The sequence below is a fragment of the Bacillus weihaiensis genome (genome assembly GCF_001889165.1).
GTDB lineage: Bacteria > Bacillota > Bacilli > Bacillales > Bacillaceae > Metabacillus > Metabacillus weihaiensis.
In genome coordinates, this window is sequence record NZ_CP016020.1 from 2,853,939 (window position 1) to 2,869,028 (window position 15,090).

Annotated in this window: 17 protein-coding genes; 2 read left to right on the forward strand and 15 right to left on the reverse strand. The window is 36.9% G+C overall.

The window, feature by feature from the left end; genetic code table 11:
• Positions 1-30: 30 nt before the first annotated feature.
• The 11 genes from A9C19_RS13715 to A9C19_RS13765 form a co-directional block, all read right to left on the reverse strand.
• On the reverse strand, positions 31-600 hold the full coding sequence (locus tag A9C19_RS13715) for an imm11 family protein (protein WP_072580471.1): 570 nt from the start codon (positions 598-600) through the stop codon (positions 31-33).
• A complete protein-coding gene (locus A9C19_RS13720; RefSeq protein ID WP_072580472.1) occupies positions 597-2,363 on the reverse strand; it encodes a T7SS effector LXG polymorphic toxin in 1,767 nt (588 codons plus the stop codon). Before A9C19_RS13720 ends, A9C19_RS13715 begins: the two co-directional genes overlap by 4 nt.
• Positions 2,364-2,853: 490 nt before the next feature.
• On the reverse strand, positions 2,854-3,303 hold the full coding sequence (locus tag A9C19_RS13725; RefSeq protein WP_083584381.1) for a DUF4362 domain-containing protein: 450 nt from the start codon (positions 3,301-3,303) through the stop codon (positions 2,854-2,856).
• A gap of 225 nt (positions 3,304-3,528) precedes the next feature.
• A complete protein-coding gene (locus tag A9C19_RS13730; RefSeq protein WP_072580473.1) occupies positions 3,529-4,569 on the reverse strand; it encodes a glycoside hydrolase family 16 protein in 1,041 nt (346 codons plus the stop codon).
• An 82-nt stretch (positions 4,570-4,651) separates the two neighbouring features.
• Positions 4,652-4,894 (reverse strand): hypothetical protein, encoded by a 243-nt coding sequence (locus tag A9C19_RS13735; RefSeq protein ID WP_072580474.1) that lies wholly within the window; start codon positions 4,892-4,894, stop codon positions 4,652-4,654.
• Positions 4,895-4,978: 84 nt separating this feature from the next.
• Complete coding sequence (erbB, locus tag A9C19_RS13740) at positions 4,979-5,344, reverse strand: SMR family multidrug efflux transporter EbrB (RefSeq protein WP_072580475.1); 366 nt, start codon at positions 5,342-5,344, stop codon at positions 4,979-4,981.
• Between the two features lie 13 nt (positions 5,345-5,357).
• The gene (locus A9C19_RS13745) at positions 5,358-5,672 is read right to left on the reverse strand and encodes a DMT family transporter (RefSeq protein ID WP_072580476.1); all 315 of its coding nucleotides are present in this window, start codon (positions 5,670-5,672) and stop codon (positions 5,358-5,360) included.
• A gap of 1 nt (position 5,673) precedes the next feature.
• On the reverse strand, positions 5,674-6,213 hold the full coding sequence (locus A9C19_RS13750; RefSeq protein ID WP_072580477.1) for a TetR/AcrR family transcriptional regulator: 540 nt from the start codon (positions 6,211-6,213) through the stop codon (positions 5,674-5,676).
• A 130-nt stretch (positions 6,214-6,343) separates the two neighbouring features.
• A complete protein-coding gene (locus A9C19_RS13755) occupies positions 6,344-6,826 on the reverse strand; it encodes a GNAT family N-acetyltransferase (protein WP_072581896.1) in 483 nt (160 codons plus the stop codon).
• 3 nt (positions 6,827-6,829) lie between these two features.
• Positions 6,830-7,342, reverse strand: coding sequence for a site-2 protease family protein (locus tag A9C19_RS13760; RefSeq protein ID WP_072580478.1), 513 nt, complete (start codon positions 7,340-7,342; stop codon positions 6,830-6,832).
• A 365-nt stretch (positions 7,343-7,707) separates the two neighbouring features.
• A complete protein-coding gene (locus A9C19_RS13765; RefSeq protein ID WP_072580479.1) occupies positions 7,708-8,463 on the reverse strand; it encodes a GTP cyclohydrolase II in 756 nt (251 codons plus the stop codon).
• Positions 8,464-8,759: 296 nt separating this feature from the next.
• Here A9C19_RS13765 and A9C19_RS21515 point away from each other — a divergent pair, with 296 nt between their 5' ends.
• Entirely contained in the window at positions 8,760-9,023 is a 264-nt protein-coding gene (locus A9C19_RS21515; protein WP_145925798.1) for a hypothetical protein, read from the forward strand.
• Positions 9,024-9,138: 115 nt separating this feature from the next.
• Here A9C19_RS21515 and A9C19_RS13770 read toward each other — a convergent pair whose 3' ends face one another.
• A complete protein-coding gene (locus A9C19_RS13770; protein ID WP_072580480.1) occupies positions 9,139-9,333 on the reverse strand; it encodes a hypothetical protein in 195 nt (64 codons plus the stop codon).
• A 407-nt stretch (positions 9,334-9,740) separates the two neighbouring features.
• Between A9C19_RS13770 and A9C19_RS13775 the strand changes: the two genes are divergently transcribed.
• Positions 9,741-11,072: a YjiH family protein gene (locus A9C19_RS13775; protein WP_072580481.1), complete on the forward strand. Its 1,332-nt coding sequence runs from the start codon at positions 9,741-9,743 to the stop codon at positions 11,070-11,072.
• Between the two features lie 329 nt (positions 11,073-11,401).
• On the opposite strand, the gene A9C19_RS13785 is transcribed toward A9C19_RS13775, so the two are convergent.
• From A9C19_RS13785 to A9C19_RS13795, 3 genes are all read right to left on the reverse strand, one after another.
• Positions 11,402-12,595, reverse strand: a complete 1,194-nt coding sequence (locus tag A9C19_RS13785; protein WP_420835797.1) for an ornithine--oxo-acid transaminase — start codon at positions 12,593-12,595, stop codon at positions 11,402-11,404.
• A gap of 263 nt (positions 12,596-12,858) precedes the next feature.
• Positions 12,859-13,761: an arginase gene (gene rocF / locus A9C19_RS13790; RefSeq protein ID WP_267888724.1), complete on the reverse strand. Its 903-nt coding sequence runs from the start codon at positions 13,759-13,761 to the stop codon at positions 12,859-12,861.
• Between the two features lie 631 nt (positions 13,762-14,392).
• The gene (locus tag A9C19_RS13795; protein WP_072580485.1) at positions 14,393-15,010 is read right to left on the reverse strand and encodes an acetate uptake transporter; all 618 of its coding nucleotides are present in this window, start codon (positions 15,008-15,010) and stop codon (positions 14,393-14,395) included.
• Positions 15,011-15,090 lie beyond the last annotated feature (80 nt).

Below are 15,090 nucleotides of genomic sequence, written 5' to 3' on the forward strand. Positions count from 1 at the left end.
AAGGTTATCCCTCTAAGGTTTACTGAAAAATTATAAGATATTTCTTATTTCTAGAAATTCACAACCAGTAATATTACTTTCTTCAACTAATTGCTTAAAAGTTTCTGACACGAATAACGGAATTTCATCTCCCTTTAATTTGAACAAATTTTTGTTATTTATTTTGTCTTCCGATACTGCATATTTTCTTACAGAATATATTTTTTCACCGTCTAAGTCCATAACACTATAATCAGAGTTTTCTAGGTTTAATGCGTCAACTACCCCTAATACATTTGCAACAAAATATTCATGGTTCTCTATCTTATATTTACCTTCAAAATCAACAATATTTACAGGTAGAAATTGGACACCTTCTTCAAATTTTTTTATTAAATCCTTAAACTTTTTTGATACAATGAACCAGCCTAAATTATTTGCTAAATAGTCAGTAAATCTATTTCCATCATGTAGATTAAAATAAAAAGTGATATTGTCATTCCAATTCTCTAAAAAATTCCCTTCCTTTAACTCATACTGCTCAAATCCATGTGTATCCTCACAATGAACAACTACATCATTATCGTTGCAGTCATCTAAAATTAGTTTGAAATATTTCATTTTGACCTCCAATATTCTTTATAAAGCATATCTGGATTATCCCTTACTTCCTGCTTTAACCCTTCATACAATTTAAGGAATTTTTCCCTATCTCCTTTAGCTAATCTATCATAAGTGCTCAGTTTATCTAATACATAATCATGATATGCATATGGATGTCTCCCTTGATGAGGTAATAATTCCTTATTCCATTCATCATCTAAATCTAAACCATACTTTTTAGTTATATTCTCCATTTGAGGAGTGTATTTCTTACTTTTATTTGTTGCATAGTGGTGTTTTTGTAAAGGTTTAGTATTACCCTTAACTGCAAACACAACTCCAGCCTCTTCAACCCTCTTACTAACTTCCTTCGTACTCATCACCCTTGGAACCACATGACTCGCACTATAGGCGACTTCCATTCCTTGATTTCGCAGGAGTACGTTCATGCCACCTGCGACTTCATTGAAGACATAGTGAGTTCCGGCTTTTGTTTTGGTTGTTAGTTCACCTAGCTTGTTTCGTGTTTCTTCTTTTACTAGTTTACCATTTTTTATGAAGGTTGGCAGGAGTGGAGATGCAAACATGACAGTTCCGAGGACTCCTGTGTATAGGCTTTGCTGGCGTTCGATCTCCGTTAGGTCATGACCAAACATATCTTTTCCTGTGATGTATTCACTCATGCCGTTTGCGGAGGCTAGGCCATAAATCCCTAATTCTGCTTTTTCTAGGTATTGAAAGGTTTTCGGTGTTTTATAGAGTGATAGAGCTTGATCGGTGGCGTTCATTCCTTTGGCTGTTTTCACAATGACACTTCCACCTTTAAAAGCACGTCCGCCCCATCCGACGATTGGAATAAATCCAGCGGCAGCCATTGCACCGGCCATCACTCGTTGTGACTCTGATAGTTTTTCGCCAGTGACAGGGTCAACACCTTCTGTTGCCCGGATAAAATCATGATATCCGGTTAGTTCGCCAGTGAAGGTTTTCATAGAGTCCCACATTTTCTTGTAAGCTGGTCGATTTTCAAGCTCTTCTGCTTTTTTGAGCTCTTCTCGGTAACGTTCTTGTTCAGCTTTGAAGGACAAATATTCGTCTGTGTAGTCCCCCATCTCCTGATTTAGCTGATACGCTTCACTCGCTTTATAGGCTGTTGCGTTAAAATTGATAGGGGAAATGGTATTTCCCTGCTTTGTTGCGTCAAGTAATTGTCTAAACAGGGCTGTTGCGTGAAGCTCTGCATGTTCGGATAGCTTATATTCCTCTAAAAGCTGCTGATCGAGAGTATCTACCGCTTCAAGGGTATCTTTTCTCCTTTTTCTAGCCTCTTCCAACTTACTCTCGAATGAATCAGTCGAAAAAGCTTGAATAGAGACTAGGTCATCAATTCTATTGAGAATGGTTTTTAGATCTTCTTGCTGATTTTCGACCATATTGAAATGATTGTTCTCATGAACGGTAAGATCATGTTCAAGGAAGGTTTCATCGACCTTTGTACTACCTGAAAGCTTAAGATCCTCCATGTTTCCTGAGATTCCGTTAAAGAAAGCGACTTGCATGTCAACAAGGCGAAGGAGGGCGACAATTACATCAATTTGGGCTTGGTAAAAGCCTTTAATAGCAGTAGCCCCTTTTCCTTGAAGATTTTCATCAAGCTGAACAATCTGTGTAAATTGCTTTTTAAGACTCTGTAATTGTTCTCGTAATCGGGCGTATTCATTCGAACGATCTTCCATCGACTCACGTAACGACATAGCCTCATACACTTTCAAATTAGCCATCAATCCTCTCCTATTGAGAATAGCTTTCTATTAAAATATGACCCCTTGTCCAATTCTTCTTTATGTATAAAAATAAACTCCCCATTACATATACCACAATTATCCAAAAGTTTGAGGAATTTCTTAAATTTGTAAAAGAAAACAAAACTATTGGCGGACACATTTTTTCGTATACAGGAATTTTTTCACATTTATGTCATTACATTTTTATGTATTTAGTACTACAGTATTGAAATATTATTTTGATATCACTTAAGTGATGGATGGGAAATCTTACTATCTTTTGAGAGCTAGCTTAATCAGGCTCCAAAGCAACGTGGACAACCGTTCTTTTTGCTGTATTTCAGGCATAAAAATAGCACCACTTTTATCGATACAGATTGTTTCGATAAAGGTGGTGCCTCGTACTTATATTCATATAGCTTTACTACCCACTTCCACATACGTTGCTTTCTAGGAAAAAAAGTGAAGTGAAATGCCGATTACTCCTTCACTCCCACTCCACAAGAATTAACCTATCATGCTCTACCACGTCACAGCCTGATAGACTATAGTCCGTTCTGTCAACCATTTCTTCTTTCTCAATTGATTTACAAATCGCACGACTAATGTCACCTTGTCCGAATTCATCTCTAGTTGAATCAATCGTCGAAATAATATGATTTTCCCCGTCATAGGCTAAGTCATGAATAATCGGAGCTCCTTCTGTAGTATACTTCACTACTCGAATCGTCTCCGGCACTTTTTCACTTACTTTCTCTAAATAAGTAAAGAAGGTTTCTAGATTCCTGATATCACCATGTGAATCAACAATATCTTCAACTGACGGGATAAAATCAGATGAAACACCCCTACTCAATTCGTTTTCATTCACCTGATCATGTGTTTGACAGCCTGCAAGAAGGAAGATGAAAAAGAAGCTAAATAAAAAATTTCTCATACCAAAACTCCTACATTTCGATTTTCTATATAGGTAGTATTTGACAGAAAGGCAACTATTCCTTCTTTAGCTTGTCTCTTTATCGTTAATTAGGTGTGAATTCATCTTCGCAACAAAATTTTGTTTTCAGTATATCTTAAGAAAACAGGCGCCATCAAAGAGCTAGATACTGAAAATACCTAGATAATTTTATACGTTCATGTTTATAACTCTTGTACGTTTCTTTTAGTATGAAATAGACTCAACTACCGTTTCAGATGGTTCATCTGACTGTGAATCTGTTGACTTCACCCATGTTGGGTACCAGCTATTAATCATAAGTTGCATGGGAGCCGTACTATAATCTTCCTCGAACGTTTGGAAAAGCTCACCATCTACATAGAACGCTGCACCATCTCGATACATTTCAAAGCGATAAACATGGAAATTCTCTGTTGGATCAAACGGAAGCTTTTGTCTAATTTGTTCTGCCTCTTCTCCATCTTTATATGCAGTAAAGAGAATTGTCCCACTCGAGTCATTGTATATTTCAATATCTATTTCATGATAATAATCTGGGGGGGCGTATAAGAAAAAGCCAGTGATAGAACCAGGCTGATGAGCAACTTTTATCGTTGTCTCAAAAGCACCATGCTCAAGCAACTTCTTTGTTCTAACCTCTCCACCTTGATACGCTTCAGGTTCCACACGAATTTTCACCTGCCCTGCTTGAATAGATACATTCTCAGCTAAAAGTGGTCCTTTCCCTAATATAGCATGTTTTCGTATTTCCCAAATCTCGTGGTCAAACGTTAAAAAGGATTCGATATGGCGGAAGAGAGACAATTCTTTGTCACTATGTAAAACAAACAATTTACTTGCATTGGGTTGTGAAGGCTCTTTATCCCACACGGTGATCTTTTGAACATAGTCACCACTAATACTAAGGTGAGGAAGCTTGAAAGTACTTTTGACTTCTTGTATCTTTTCATCAGTAAGAAGGTATTCTTCGGGCTGAGCTAAAAACCAATCACCATGCGGATCTTGAAGCTCATATTGAAGATATAGCTTTGATAGTTCATCCTTTATGATCTCAAGCTCTATTTTCACATCCAAATCGTTGTCAAACACATAATTCCCCTCAGGTAAAGAAAAGGTTTGAACAACTATGTCTTTGGAGAAGGCTTCAAAATTGGGTAACTCTTCTCCTTTTTCCTTTGTATCCTTTTGCTGACAAGCAAGAAGGAATAGAGAAAGCATACAATAGATAATCATTCTTCTTCTCATGTTAAATAAGTCCTCCGTCTTGACCATTTTGTCAAGTTTATCATACCAATTAACCCGAGGGCGAATCAGTGACAAGAGGAGCCTATGACTCTCGATAAGCCTTCCGCTGCTTATAAAACTCCATACAGCCTAAAAACTCATTCACGAGTTGTTCCATCTTCTCTAGATCCGCTCTTTTCACAACCCGATCATTGGGATCCCATTTTACTGTTCGTACAAAATAATAGTTTTTAATAGGAGCAAGAACTACTTTTGAAAAAGGGAATTCGTCAAACATAAACTCAATCTTCCCACGCTTTTGATAGGAATGATTCACAATTTTCATCTACTAAACACCTTCTATAACTCTTCTTTCCTCTCATCCTACTATATAATGACCTAAAAAGTAGCTGGAAAAGAGTGGGTTCACCTATTCATCAAGTCTATTAAGGGGTACTTCTCTTTTATCGTCAGAGGCACGGTTAGACGTATTCAATAGAACAATTCCCACTATGACAAGAGTTAAACCTAGCAGCTTCATGACTCCAAGTTGTTCATGAAAGAAATACATCCCTACAATAGCGGTTAATGCTGTACCTAAACCCGACCAAGTGGCATACGCAAATGATAAAGAAATGGTCTTAAGCGCGTAGCTTAACGCAAGGAAAGCAAGAGAAAATCCAACTACTACTCCAATAGAAGGCCAAAGCTTCGTGAATCCATCTGAAAGCTTAAGCATTGTTGAGCCAAACACCTCTGTTATGACCGCAAGTAAGACGTATACCAATCCTTTCATTCTTTAATCCCTCCTAATGACTCACGTTTATCAAGGTAAGTCCGATAACAAGCAAGCCGATTCCTATAAAACCTTTGCGATTCACTTTATCCTTAAAAAGCACGACTCCGACACCTACAGTCAAAATCGTACCTACCCCACTCCAAGTAGCATACACAATGCCAAGGGGTAAAGATTTTAACGTAATGGAAAGAAAATAAAATGCAAGCCCATAGCCTAAAATTACACCTATGGTGGGCCAAATCTTTTTAAATCCTTCAGATAGCTTGAGCATCGTCGAACCAAACACCTCTAGACTAATCGATAAAAATAATAAGAGGTATGCCATCTTAATTACCCTCCTCAAGCTGATCGAGTAAGTGATAAAGTAAAGAAATAGACTCTTCTCTTTCCACTACATCTAGTTGAAACATACTTGAAAACCAAAGACCATCACAAACATAACGAATGGTAAGTATTTTTTCTCGAATTATTCCATCCTGTTGAATAGCTTGCTCCCAGTCCTCGTAAGCCTTCTTCCACAAATGTAATGCTTCACTATTATTAGCTAACGCGGCTAAAAGACTTGAATTCAGTAATTTGTTATTTGTATCCTTTAATTCCGCTATTGTCGCAAGTGCATATGCCCGTATAAACTTGCCATTTTCATTCGGTATCCTTTCTAATTCTCTTTCAATCTTCATCAAAAATTGGTGTAATGCATATTCATTTAATCCTGCAAGCAAAGCTTCTTTCGTAGGAAAGTGATAAAGTAATCCACCTTTACTAACATTTGCTTCATTCGCTACAAGCTCTAACGTTAATTGATTAAAGCCTTTCTCAACAATAATGTGTGATGCAGCATAAAGAATACTCTTTTTTTTGTCCATAAAATCTCCTTTACAATCACTGTACCGTCTGGACGGTTTTTATTCAATTTACAGCTTCTAGTCCTATAAGTCAATTTTAAAACATAAAAAACCTCTATCATTCGACTAAGATAGAGGTAAAAATTTTTCATTAAAAATAAGGTGGTGGCTCAATAGATTCCATATTTACATGTCGATCCTTTGAAAGATACATACATGTCGACTGCAAATAATTTTGAACAGGGAATCGTAAAAACCCTAACTTTTCATAAAATACCGTTCCAATGTCACTATATAGAAAAAAAGTTGAACAGTTTTCCGTATGCTCTATTTCCTTTATCACTCCCCTTACAAGTTCTGATGCATTCCCTTTTCTTCTATCCTCGGCCCTTGTCGCAATTGAACCAATTCCTTTCGCTCTCATCTCTTTCAATTCAAGATCATATATTACGCAGGAACTTAAGATCTTTCCAGTTACATCATCTTGTAAGAGAAACCAAGTACCCTTCTGATATTTTATAGACTGAGAACATTCTTTTATATAGTCCTCTACCGACAGATCTCCTCCCCAAACATCATAGCCCATCATGTAAATAGTGTGCATATCTTCAATTTTTGCTTCACGGATTTGCATCACTCACTTCCCTCCTTTTTTTGAACATAAACAGCTCACCACTTGATACCCATCACTCCTCACTCCACTATAAGCTCCCATAAACGAAGGGTATTTCACTGGAATGATTGTAATCGCACACTGAATGAATGCTGTATTCATAATTAAAATGATCACCTTATTTACGATTGGTGGAATGTCTACATTGCTCACAAATAAATAACTACTAATCGCTAACAAAAGGGAGAACAACGGGCCTGAAAGCATAATCAGAATGAAGGTCATTTTCTTCATTGGCTTCTCATGTGAATAACGAAAAAAACCTACCCATCCACTAAGAGGCTGTAATTTTATAGTTATCCTCCCAACTCTTATACTCCGTGTCTTCTCTTCCATACCTAAAATAATATCCACTGGTTGCTTTAAAAGGACGGCCGCAGTTAGTGCATGACCAAGCTCATGGATAAACGTCGTAAATGGCAGGATAATTGCAACCATCATAAGAAATACAACAGCAAATTCAACTATGGGACTCATACTTTTTCTTCTCCTTGCTAAATGTTCGACTAGGAAGAGTGTGATTGTAGTTTCATACTAGAAGCCTCTCTATTTCTCCTCACTATAGGGCTATTAATTTAGTAGTCTAACGTTCACTCTGTTACTAGACATTGACTTCTCTTCTACCTATTCTTCTCATTTTCTTTTTTTCCTTTATTTAGGACTTTATTCTTAGGAGCTTTCAAAGCGAAAAAAAGTGAGGATCTCGTAAAAAATGTTGAAATAGGTAAGCACCACACAAACTTAAGAAGCTTAATCTATAATGAGAAAAAGCCAATAAACATCTTTTATGTCTTCATAAAATGTTTATCGGCTTTTATCCAACTTCCAGCTAAAGCTTCCCTTCAGTCTATCGGGCAAGTTCCTTGATCTTCTATATGACCAGATCTTTGAATTTTTGTCTGCAAATATGATTCATTAAACTCTGACTTATCTCCCCATAGTGGTTCCCTCCCTGACACAACTAAACCTGAATTTTTCAGCGCTTCTAGCTTTTTAGGGTTATTCGTCATTACTGTCACTGGCTTTTGTCGAAGGGCTTTTAAAACAGAAATAGCATCATCATAATTCCGGGCATCATCGACAAAGCCTAAGCTTTCATTCGCATCAACTGTGTCGTAACCGTTCTCTTGAAGAATATATGCCATAGCCTTACTAAATAAGCCAATTCCTCTGCCTTCATGATTCGCTAAATAAAAAAGTGCTCCCGTGCCGTGCTCCACAATCGCTTTCATGGAATGCTTTAATTGATACCCACAGTCACAGCGTTTGCTACCAAATATGTCACCTGTATGACAGATTGAATGCATGCGTATAAGCGCCTCTTCTCCATAAGAAAAATCACCGTACGTTAATACGCTAGACTGTTGGAGCTCTGCCAAATTAATTGAAGATAATTTTTCAATAACTTCTTCAAAATTCTCTGTAACATCCTTACAATTAAGCCAACTGTACCATTCGAATATAACCGTTTCACCATATAAGTTGACAGGTAATCGAATTGGTCCTACTAAATAAATGGCACCACTATCCGTAGTAATTAGCTGAATTTTATTATGTAAAACAGCTAATGCATCTTTGTTGAGCTTTGTTTTTTCCAAGACATCACCTATTTCTTCTTTCTTTTTTTGTATTTTTATTATTTACAATCATATAGAAAAATATTGAATGGTGAGGCTAGCTCTTATAGGGAAGAAAGATGGCTTACAAACATGGTTTAAGCACAGGCATTTCCCTCTAACCACTTTCTCTTTGCTTCTCTAATGGTAACCTTATATGTTGGGATTGTTTTGATTTTTTTTATGGTGTCAACACTAGTTTTTACATTAATTTCCGAGAATTTAAGATCTACCATCAAAACTCGTGCTTCCTATATGGTTTTTTTTTCTGATTTATCTTGAGTTTACGGGTTTTACCCACTCTTTTTGATGCGCTATCCGCGATTTTACATGTGCTATCCGCGATTATTGATGCCCTATCCGCGATTTTACATGTGCTATCCGCGATTATTGGTGCTCTATCCGCGATTTTACACGTGCTATCCGCGATTATTGGTGCTCTATCCGCGATTCGAGAAATTTCGACTATTTTCGCACTCCCTACTCCCTACTCCCTACACACTACTCACCATTCAGGCTTGAACCCGGACAATGTAATGTAACTTAAACATACTAAAAACCGTTACCCACAAATAGTAACAGCTTCATTATTAACATTACTTAGAACTACAGCCAGACAGAGCTTGAACCGTAAAGCTTATCCTTGTACCCCCTAGCTTACTTGTCAAGATCATTCATTCTTTCCTCTAAGGAATTAAGTTTTTCTTCAATTCTGTCAAGCTGACCTTGATTCATTCGTAACATTTTGACGACTTTTACAATAATATAAATAACGATGATGGGAATACCTATCATAAACAGCATCATCATGAGTTGAAAAATAATATCACCCGAATTTAAGCCAACAGACATTCCAAAAGCACTTCCTTCATATAAATTTACTTCATCATACTATGAAAAAGGAAGCAGCGTTGTCGAATATTGTTGAATTAGTTTATTTCACATTCATTTTTCATATGTATTGCGACAATTATTACTAAACACAACCATTCAAGGAGATCCTTGTTTCACTCTTGCTAATGATTCTACTAAATGGACGATTGCTTATTACATACCTACTATCTTAATGCTACAAAAAAACTTTTTAGGAACCGATTGTATTTTCTTTCAAAGAAGGGTATAAAAATTACATTTTCCTCTTGCATATTTATGAATTCATACTATTATTAATAAGGTGGAAAATCACACGTAATATCTGTTGAGAAACTGATTTACGATTTCTTATTCACACACTATTACAGCAAAAAGGTTGGAGAAACATGTATACACTGAAACATTATTTAACATTTATTATTCCTTCTTTCATAGGAATATTTTTATTTATTATTCCCGTGTCAATTAATGGAGAATTTACAATTTCTGTGGCTTGGTTAGCATCAAAGCTTCAAGATATTTTAGGAGATTCCATTCCATTTATAGCGACAAGTATTATTGGGTTATCCGCTATTTTTTCTTTAATAGCAGGGATAGCTAAGCCTACATTTATGTTGAATTCCGCATTAATGAAAAAGCTTTTTTTTGTATCTTGGATTTGGCAAATTGCAAGGGTAGTCGGATTTTTATTTTCTTGTATGGTTTTATTTCAGGTTGGACCTTCTTCCGTTTGGAACGAAAATACAGGGGGCCTTCTATTATTTGATTTGATCCCTGTTTTGTTCACAATTTTTATTTTTGCTGGGCTATTTTTACCCCTTCTATTAGACTTTGGTTTACTTGAAATTTGTGGGGCGATGTTCACAAAGATTATGAGACCTTTATTCACCTTACCTGGTCGCTCTTCTATTGACTGCTTAGCTTCATGGTTAGGTGATGGTACTGTCGGAGTGCTACTTACTAACAAACAATATGAGGATGGCTTCTATACAAAACGTGAAGCAGCCGTTATTGGCACAACCTTCTCCGTTGTATCGATTACGTTCACCATAGTCATCATGGAATATTTAGAGCTCGAAAAATATTTCGGAGCGTTCTACTTAACCATTGTGGTTGCTGGACTTGCTTGTGCACTTATTCTCCCGCGTATTCCACCACTCTCAAGAAAAGCGGATACGTACCATAACCAGAAAGACAAGAAAGAAGAGGAGAAATCTGATTCCATCTCTTTATTTAAATGGGGGGTAAATCGAGCAGTTAAGCAAGCAAGTGATAAAAGGTTCTCAGATGTTGTAAAGGGCGGCGTGGAAAATGTCCTTGATCTATGGTTAGGTGTTTTGCCTATCGTTATGACGATTGGCACTATTGCTCTCGTTATAGCAGAATACACTCCATTGTTCAAGCTACTTGGCGCCCCCTTTATTCCTGTATTAGAAATGCTGCAGGTTCCAGAAGCAGCGGAGGCTTCCCAAACGATGCTGATTGGTTTTGCGGATATGTTCTTGCCTGCTATCATTGGAAGTGGAATTGAAAGCGAAATGACACGCTTTATCATTGGGTGTTTATCCATTACACAGCTGATTTATATGTCTGAGGTAGGTGGGTTACTATTAGGTTCAAAGGTTCCCGTTACGTTCCTTGATCTCGTGTTAATCTTTTTGCTACGTACAGTTATTTCTATTCCGATTATTATAGGAATTGCTCATGTAGTGTTTTAAAAGAAGGGGCGGTTTCTCATAGTTTGTTGCATGATCAAAAAAATCCCAACTGCCGGATTTTTCCCCTGTGCTTCTATTTGTAAAAAGCGCAGCTCTGATCTTGCTTACCACCTATGGTATATATATGAAAGATGACTCTATACAAGCAACAAAGTTTAAAGAGCGTAAAAGTAAGAAGAGGCTGGGACAAAACAAAGAGCCAGGCACCATCCGATACAATCTATTGTGTGCACTAGATAAATCAGTGCGTACATATAGTCGTTACGATAAGGTGCCAGGCACTTCTGTCCCAGTCTCTTTCCTTTTTAAAGAATCAATAAAATCTCTATTTAAGCCAATACCTCTTTAATTCGGTCAATTGCCCAATCTAAATCTTCTCTTGAAATAACTAGCGGTGGTGCAAAACGAATAACAGTGTCATGTGTTTCCTTACACAGTAATCCTTTTTCTTTTAAGGCTTCACAATAGCTACGTGCAGGTTTAGTTAATTCAACACCGATAAATAACCCTCTTCCACGCACTTCTTTTATAACCGGATTATTTATCTCCTTTAAGCGTTCTTGGAAATACGCACCTAATTCAAGTGAACGTTCCACAAGGTTTTCATCTTCAATTACTTCTAAGGATGCAAGAGAAACAGCACAAGCAAGTGGATTACCTCCAAATGTTGAACCATGTGATCCAGGATTAAACACACCAAGAATGTCTTTATTTGCAACAACACATGAAATTGGGAATACACCTCCACCTAATGCTTTTCCTAGAATATACATATCAGGTATAACCTCTTCCCAATCACAGGCAAACAGCTTACCAGAACGAGCAAGTCCCGCTTGAATTTCATCTGCTATAAAAAGAACATTATTATCTTTACATACCTTGAACGCTTCTTTAATAAATCCTTCTCTTGGGATTACAATGCCTGCTTCACCTTGAATCGGTTCAAATAAGAAGCCTGCTGTGTTAGGTGTAATGGCATTTTTCAAAGCCTCTAAGTCACCATATGGAATAAGCTTAATCCCTGGAAGCATTGGCCCGAAGCCTTTACGGTACTCATCATCTGATGAAAGAGAAACAGCCGTCATCGTACGTCCATGGAAATTCCCAACACATGCAATTATTTCAGCTTGATTATCTGCAATTCCTTTTACTTGATAACCCCAACGTCTTACCGCTTTAATAGCTGTTTCAACAGCTTCAGCACCTGTATTCATCGGAAGAGCCATTTCTTTTTTCGTCATTTTAGTGATTTTCTCATACCAAGGTCCGAGCTGATCATTATGAAAGGCACGGGAAGTTAGTGTGACTTTGTCAGCTTGATCCTTCAATGCTTGGATGATTTTTGGATGGCGATGACCTTGGTTAACCGCTGAGTACGCACTAAGCATATCTAAGTAGCGGTTCCCCTCAGGATCCTCCACCCAAATACCTTCTGCCTCTGAAATCACGATTGGTAGCGGATGATAGTTGTTGGCACCATACTGTTCTGTTTGATCAATAACTTGTTTAGATACTGTTTTCACACTTATTTCCTCCTTTATTAAATAGGCTGTTTTCGTCTACTTTGTTTCTTATAATCAAGCAAATGAAGAAAACAGCATTACCTACAATCTTTCAGAAAAAAGCCATTATAAATAAGTTTTTCTGTAGAATATTCGATTTTGGTCAATTTTTCGTATTTTCTTATGAAATAGTTCTAGTTAAATGTAGTTGTTGTTTTCCGATACACACATTCCACTACAATCAACAAAGAGTAATAAATGAAGATTAATATTAACATCTATAATTAAAGTAGCTTTTCTCCGAACAAGGAACCCATGAGCGCTACAGCAACCCCTGCTGTTTTATTACCATGGTCTAGTATAGGATTCACTTCAACAAATTCAGCTGATGTAATGATTTTTGATTCCTCTAATATCTCCATTGCTAAATGACTTTCACGATAACTAATCCCACCTAACACAGGTGTACCTACTCCAGGAGCGTCACTTGGGTCTAAGCCATCTAAATCAAGAGACAAATGCACCCCATCTGTTCTTTCTTTTAAATATTCAATAGCCTCTTCCATTACCTTTGTCATACCAAGTCGATCAATTTCATGCATGGTATATACTTTTATACCCTTTTCTCGAATTAACACACGTTCCCCTTCATCTAGAGAGCGAGCTCCGATAATGACAATGTTTTCAGGCTTCACTTTTGGAGAGTAATCTAAAATATTCGTTAAAGCAGGATGTCCGATTCCTAAACTAACAGCAAGTGGCATTCCATGAATATTACCTGATGGAGATGTGTCTGCTGTATTTAAGTCACCATGAGCATCGTACCAAATCACACCTAAGTTATGATAGTGTTTTGACACACCAGCTAACGTACCAATTGCTATACTATGATCACCACCGAATACTAGAGGAAAAGAACCTTTTTCAATCACTTCATCGACAGAAGAAGCTAATTTCTCATTCGCTTCTGATACCGCTTTCAAATGTTTTAACTTTTCTCCTCCAGCTTCTTCTTGCGTTTCACGTCGCCCAATCTCGATATCACCACAATCATAAATCTCATAATCTAAATCCTCTAAACGCTCGACAACCCCAGCATAACGTATCGCGCTTGGCCCCATGTCAACTCCACGTCTTGATTGACCTAAATCCATTGGAACTCCGATTATTGATATATGTTTTTTCACCGTTAATCTCCCCCTTATCCTCATCTTATCTTACTAACAGTCAATGACTCAACTCCACAAGTTCATGCATATTCATACATACGTATACAAAATATATTTTATCAAAATAATAAAATAGGATAGTAAGCTCTATTAAACTTATTTATAAATCTCCGTTAGACTCATTTGTTTCAGGCGAGCGTCCAGGAGCCTCAACGACGTATCAACTGCGGGGTCTCCGCTTCCATTTGACTCTCTTTCCCTTAATCTTAACATGCCTTTTCACCTCAATAAACATTTTGAATAATTCCACATAAACACACCCAAATAAATTCAATCAACTATAAAAATAAAGATTACAACTAAATTTCCACCCATTTCACAACCACTAATAAAATTATATAAGAAAAATATCAACGGAACAAAATCTTCCGTTCCTTTTTATAGAATCGTCGAAAAAATTTTTTATACCCACTTAAGGTACTATTATAATTACGGGCTTTTTCACCTCCCTTTTTAGTAGGAATAATAAGTACCATCCTATAATCATGGAGCTGCCTCTTATTTTATCCACTTTTTTAAAAGTACCTCATAATCTTATTGTTCTATCAAAAAAAAGCGTGAACTCTTATATATGAGTTCACGCTTTTTTTCACTTTACAAAAATTCCAAATGGTTTTCCTACCGGAAGAACAACCTTACCAAAGTGAACATTTAATACCGCTGCTGCAGAGCCATAGAAAGATAATAAGGCAATACAAAGCTCAGCGATCGCTGCAATCATGTGGGTTGCTTCAGGCATTACACCTAACGTACTTAAGGATAAACCAATAAATAAGAAATCAATAAAAACAAAAATAAAAAATAATACCTTATGTGTTTCCATCGCACCAATAGTCATGAACACACTAAAAATCAAATAACCGATAAACGCAATACCTAGCTGTCTAGGATCTGCATTAGCTGCCAATGCCTCACCGAATGCACCTAATTGAATTAACCAAGACATCCCAACACCAAACCAGAACAAACCAAATGCAGCAAACGCTGTTGTACCAAATGTATTATTATGTTTAGCATCTAAAAAGCTCGCAATTAATTGAGCCAGTCCACCTAAAAAGAATGCCCAAGGTAGAATGAATGCTACTCCGTCTGTTAAGCCTAATTTCTGTGATGAAGCAACTAGTGTCACCATCGCTAATCCAAAAAGACCAAGTGCAGATGGATCCGCTACTGTTACTTTTACTTGATGTGTATTTTGATTCGTCATGATATCCTCCTAAAGTAAAACATACTTACATACGATACAAAAGTTCAAATAGAGTGTCAATTGCTTTTTTAGAAGTCTAA

Excerpts from the sequence above, each read along its gene's own strand:
- A9C19_RS13730 (WP_072580473.1), bottom strand. The coding sequence starts at position 4,569 with ATGAGAAGAAGAATGATTATCTATTGTATGCTTTCTCTATTCCTTCTT.
- A9C19_RS13795 (WP_072580485.1), bottom strand. The coding sequence starts at position 15,010 with ATGACGAATCAAAATACACATCAAGTAAAAGTAACAGTAGCGGATCCA.
- A9C19_RS13755 (WP_072581896.1), bottom strand. The coding sequence starts at position 6,826 with ATGCAAATCCGTGAAGCAAAAATTGAAGATATGCACACTATTTACATG.
- A9C19_RS13735 (WP_072580474.1), bottom strand. The coding sequence starts at position 4,894 with ATGAAAATTGTGAATCATTCCTATCAAAAGCGTGGGAAGATTGAGTTT.
- A9C19_RS13750 (WP_072580477.1), bottom strand. The coding sequence starts at position 6,213 with ATGGACAAAAAAAAGAGTATTCTTTATGCTGCATCACACATTATTGTT.
- A9C19_RS13725 (WP_083584381.1), bottom strand. The coding sequence starts at position 3,303 with ATGAGAAATTTTTTATTTAGCTTCTTTTTCATCTTCCTTCTTGCAGGC.
- A9C19_RS13775 (WP_072580481.1), top strand. The coding sequence starts at position 9,741 with ATGTATACACTGAAACATTATTTAACATTTATTATTCCTTCTTTCATA.
- A9C19_RS13715 (WP_072580471.1), bottom strand. The coding sequence starts at position 600 with ATGAAATATTTCAAACTAATTTTAGATGACTGCAACGATAATGATGTA.
- A9C19_RS13745 (WP_072580476.1), bottom strand. The coding sequence starts at position 5,672 with ATGGCATACCTCTTATTATTTTTATCGATTAGTCTAGAGGTGTTTGGT.
- A9C19_RS13760 (WP_072580478.1), bottom strand. The coding sequence starts at position 7,342 with ATGAGTCCCATAGTTGAATTTGCTGTTGTATTTCTTATGATGGTTGCA.
- erbB (WP_072580475.1), bottom strand. The coding sequence starts at position 5,344 with ATGAAAGGATTGGTATACGTCTTACTTGCGGTCATAACAGAGGTGTTT.
- A9C19_RS13770 (WP_072580480.1), bottom strand. The coding sequence starts at position 9,333 with ATGTCTGTTGGCTTAAATTCGGGTGATATTATTTTTCAACTCATGATG.
- A9C19_RS13720 (WP_072580472.1), bottom strand. The coding sequence starts at position 2,363 with ATGGCTAATTTGAAAGTGTATGAGGCTATGTCGTTACGTGAGTCGATG.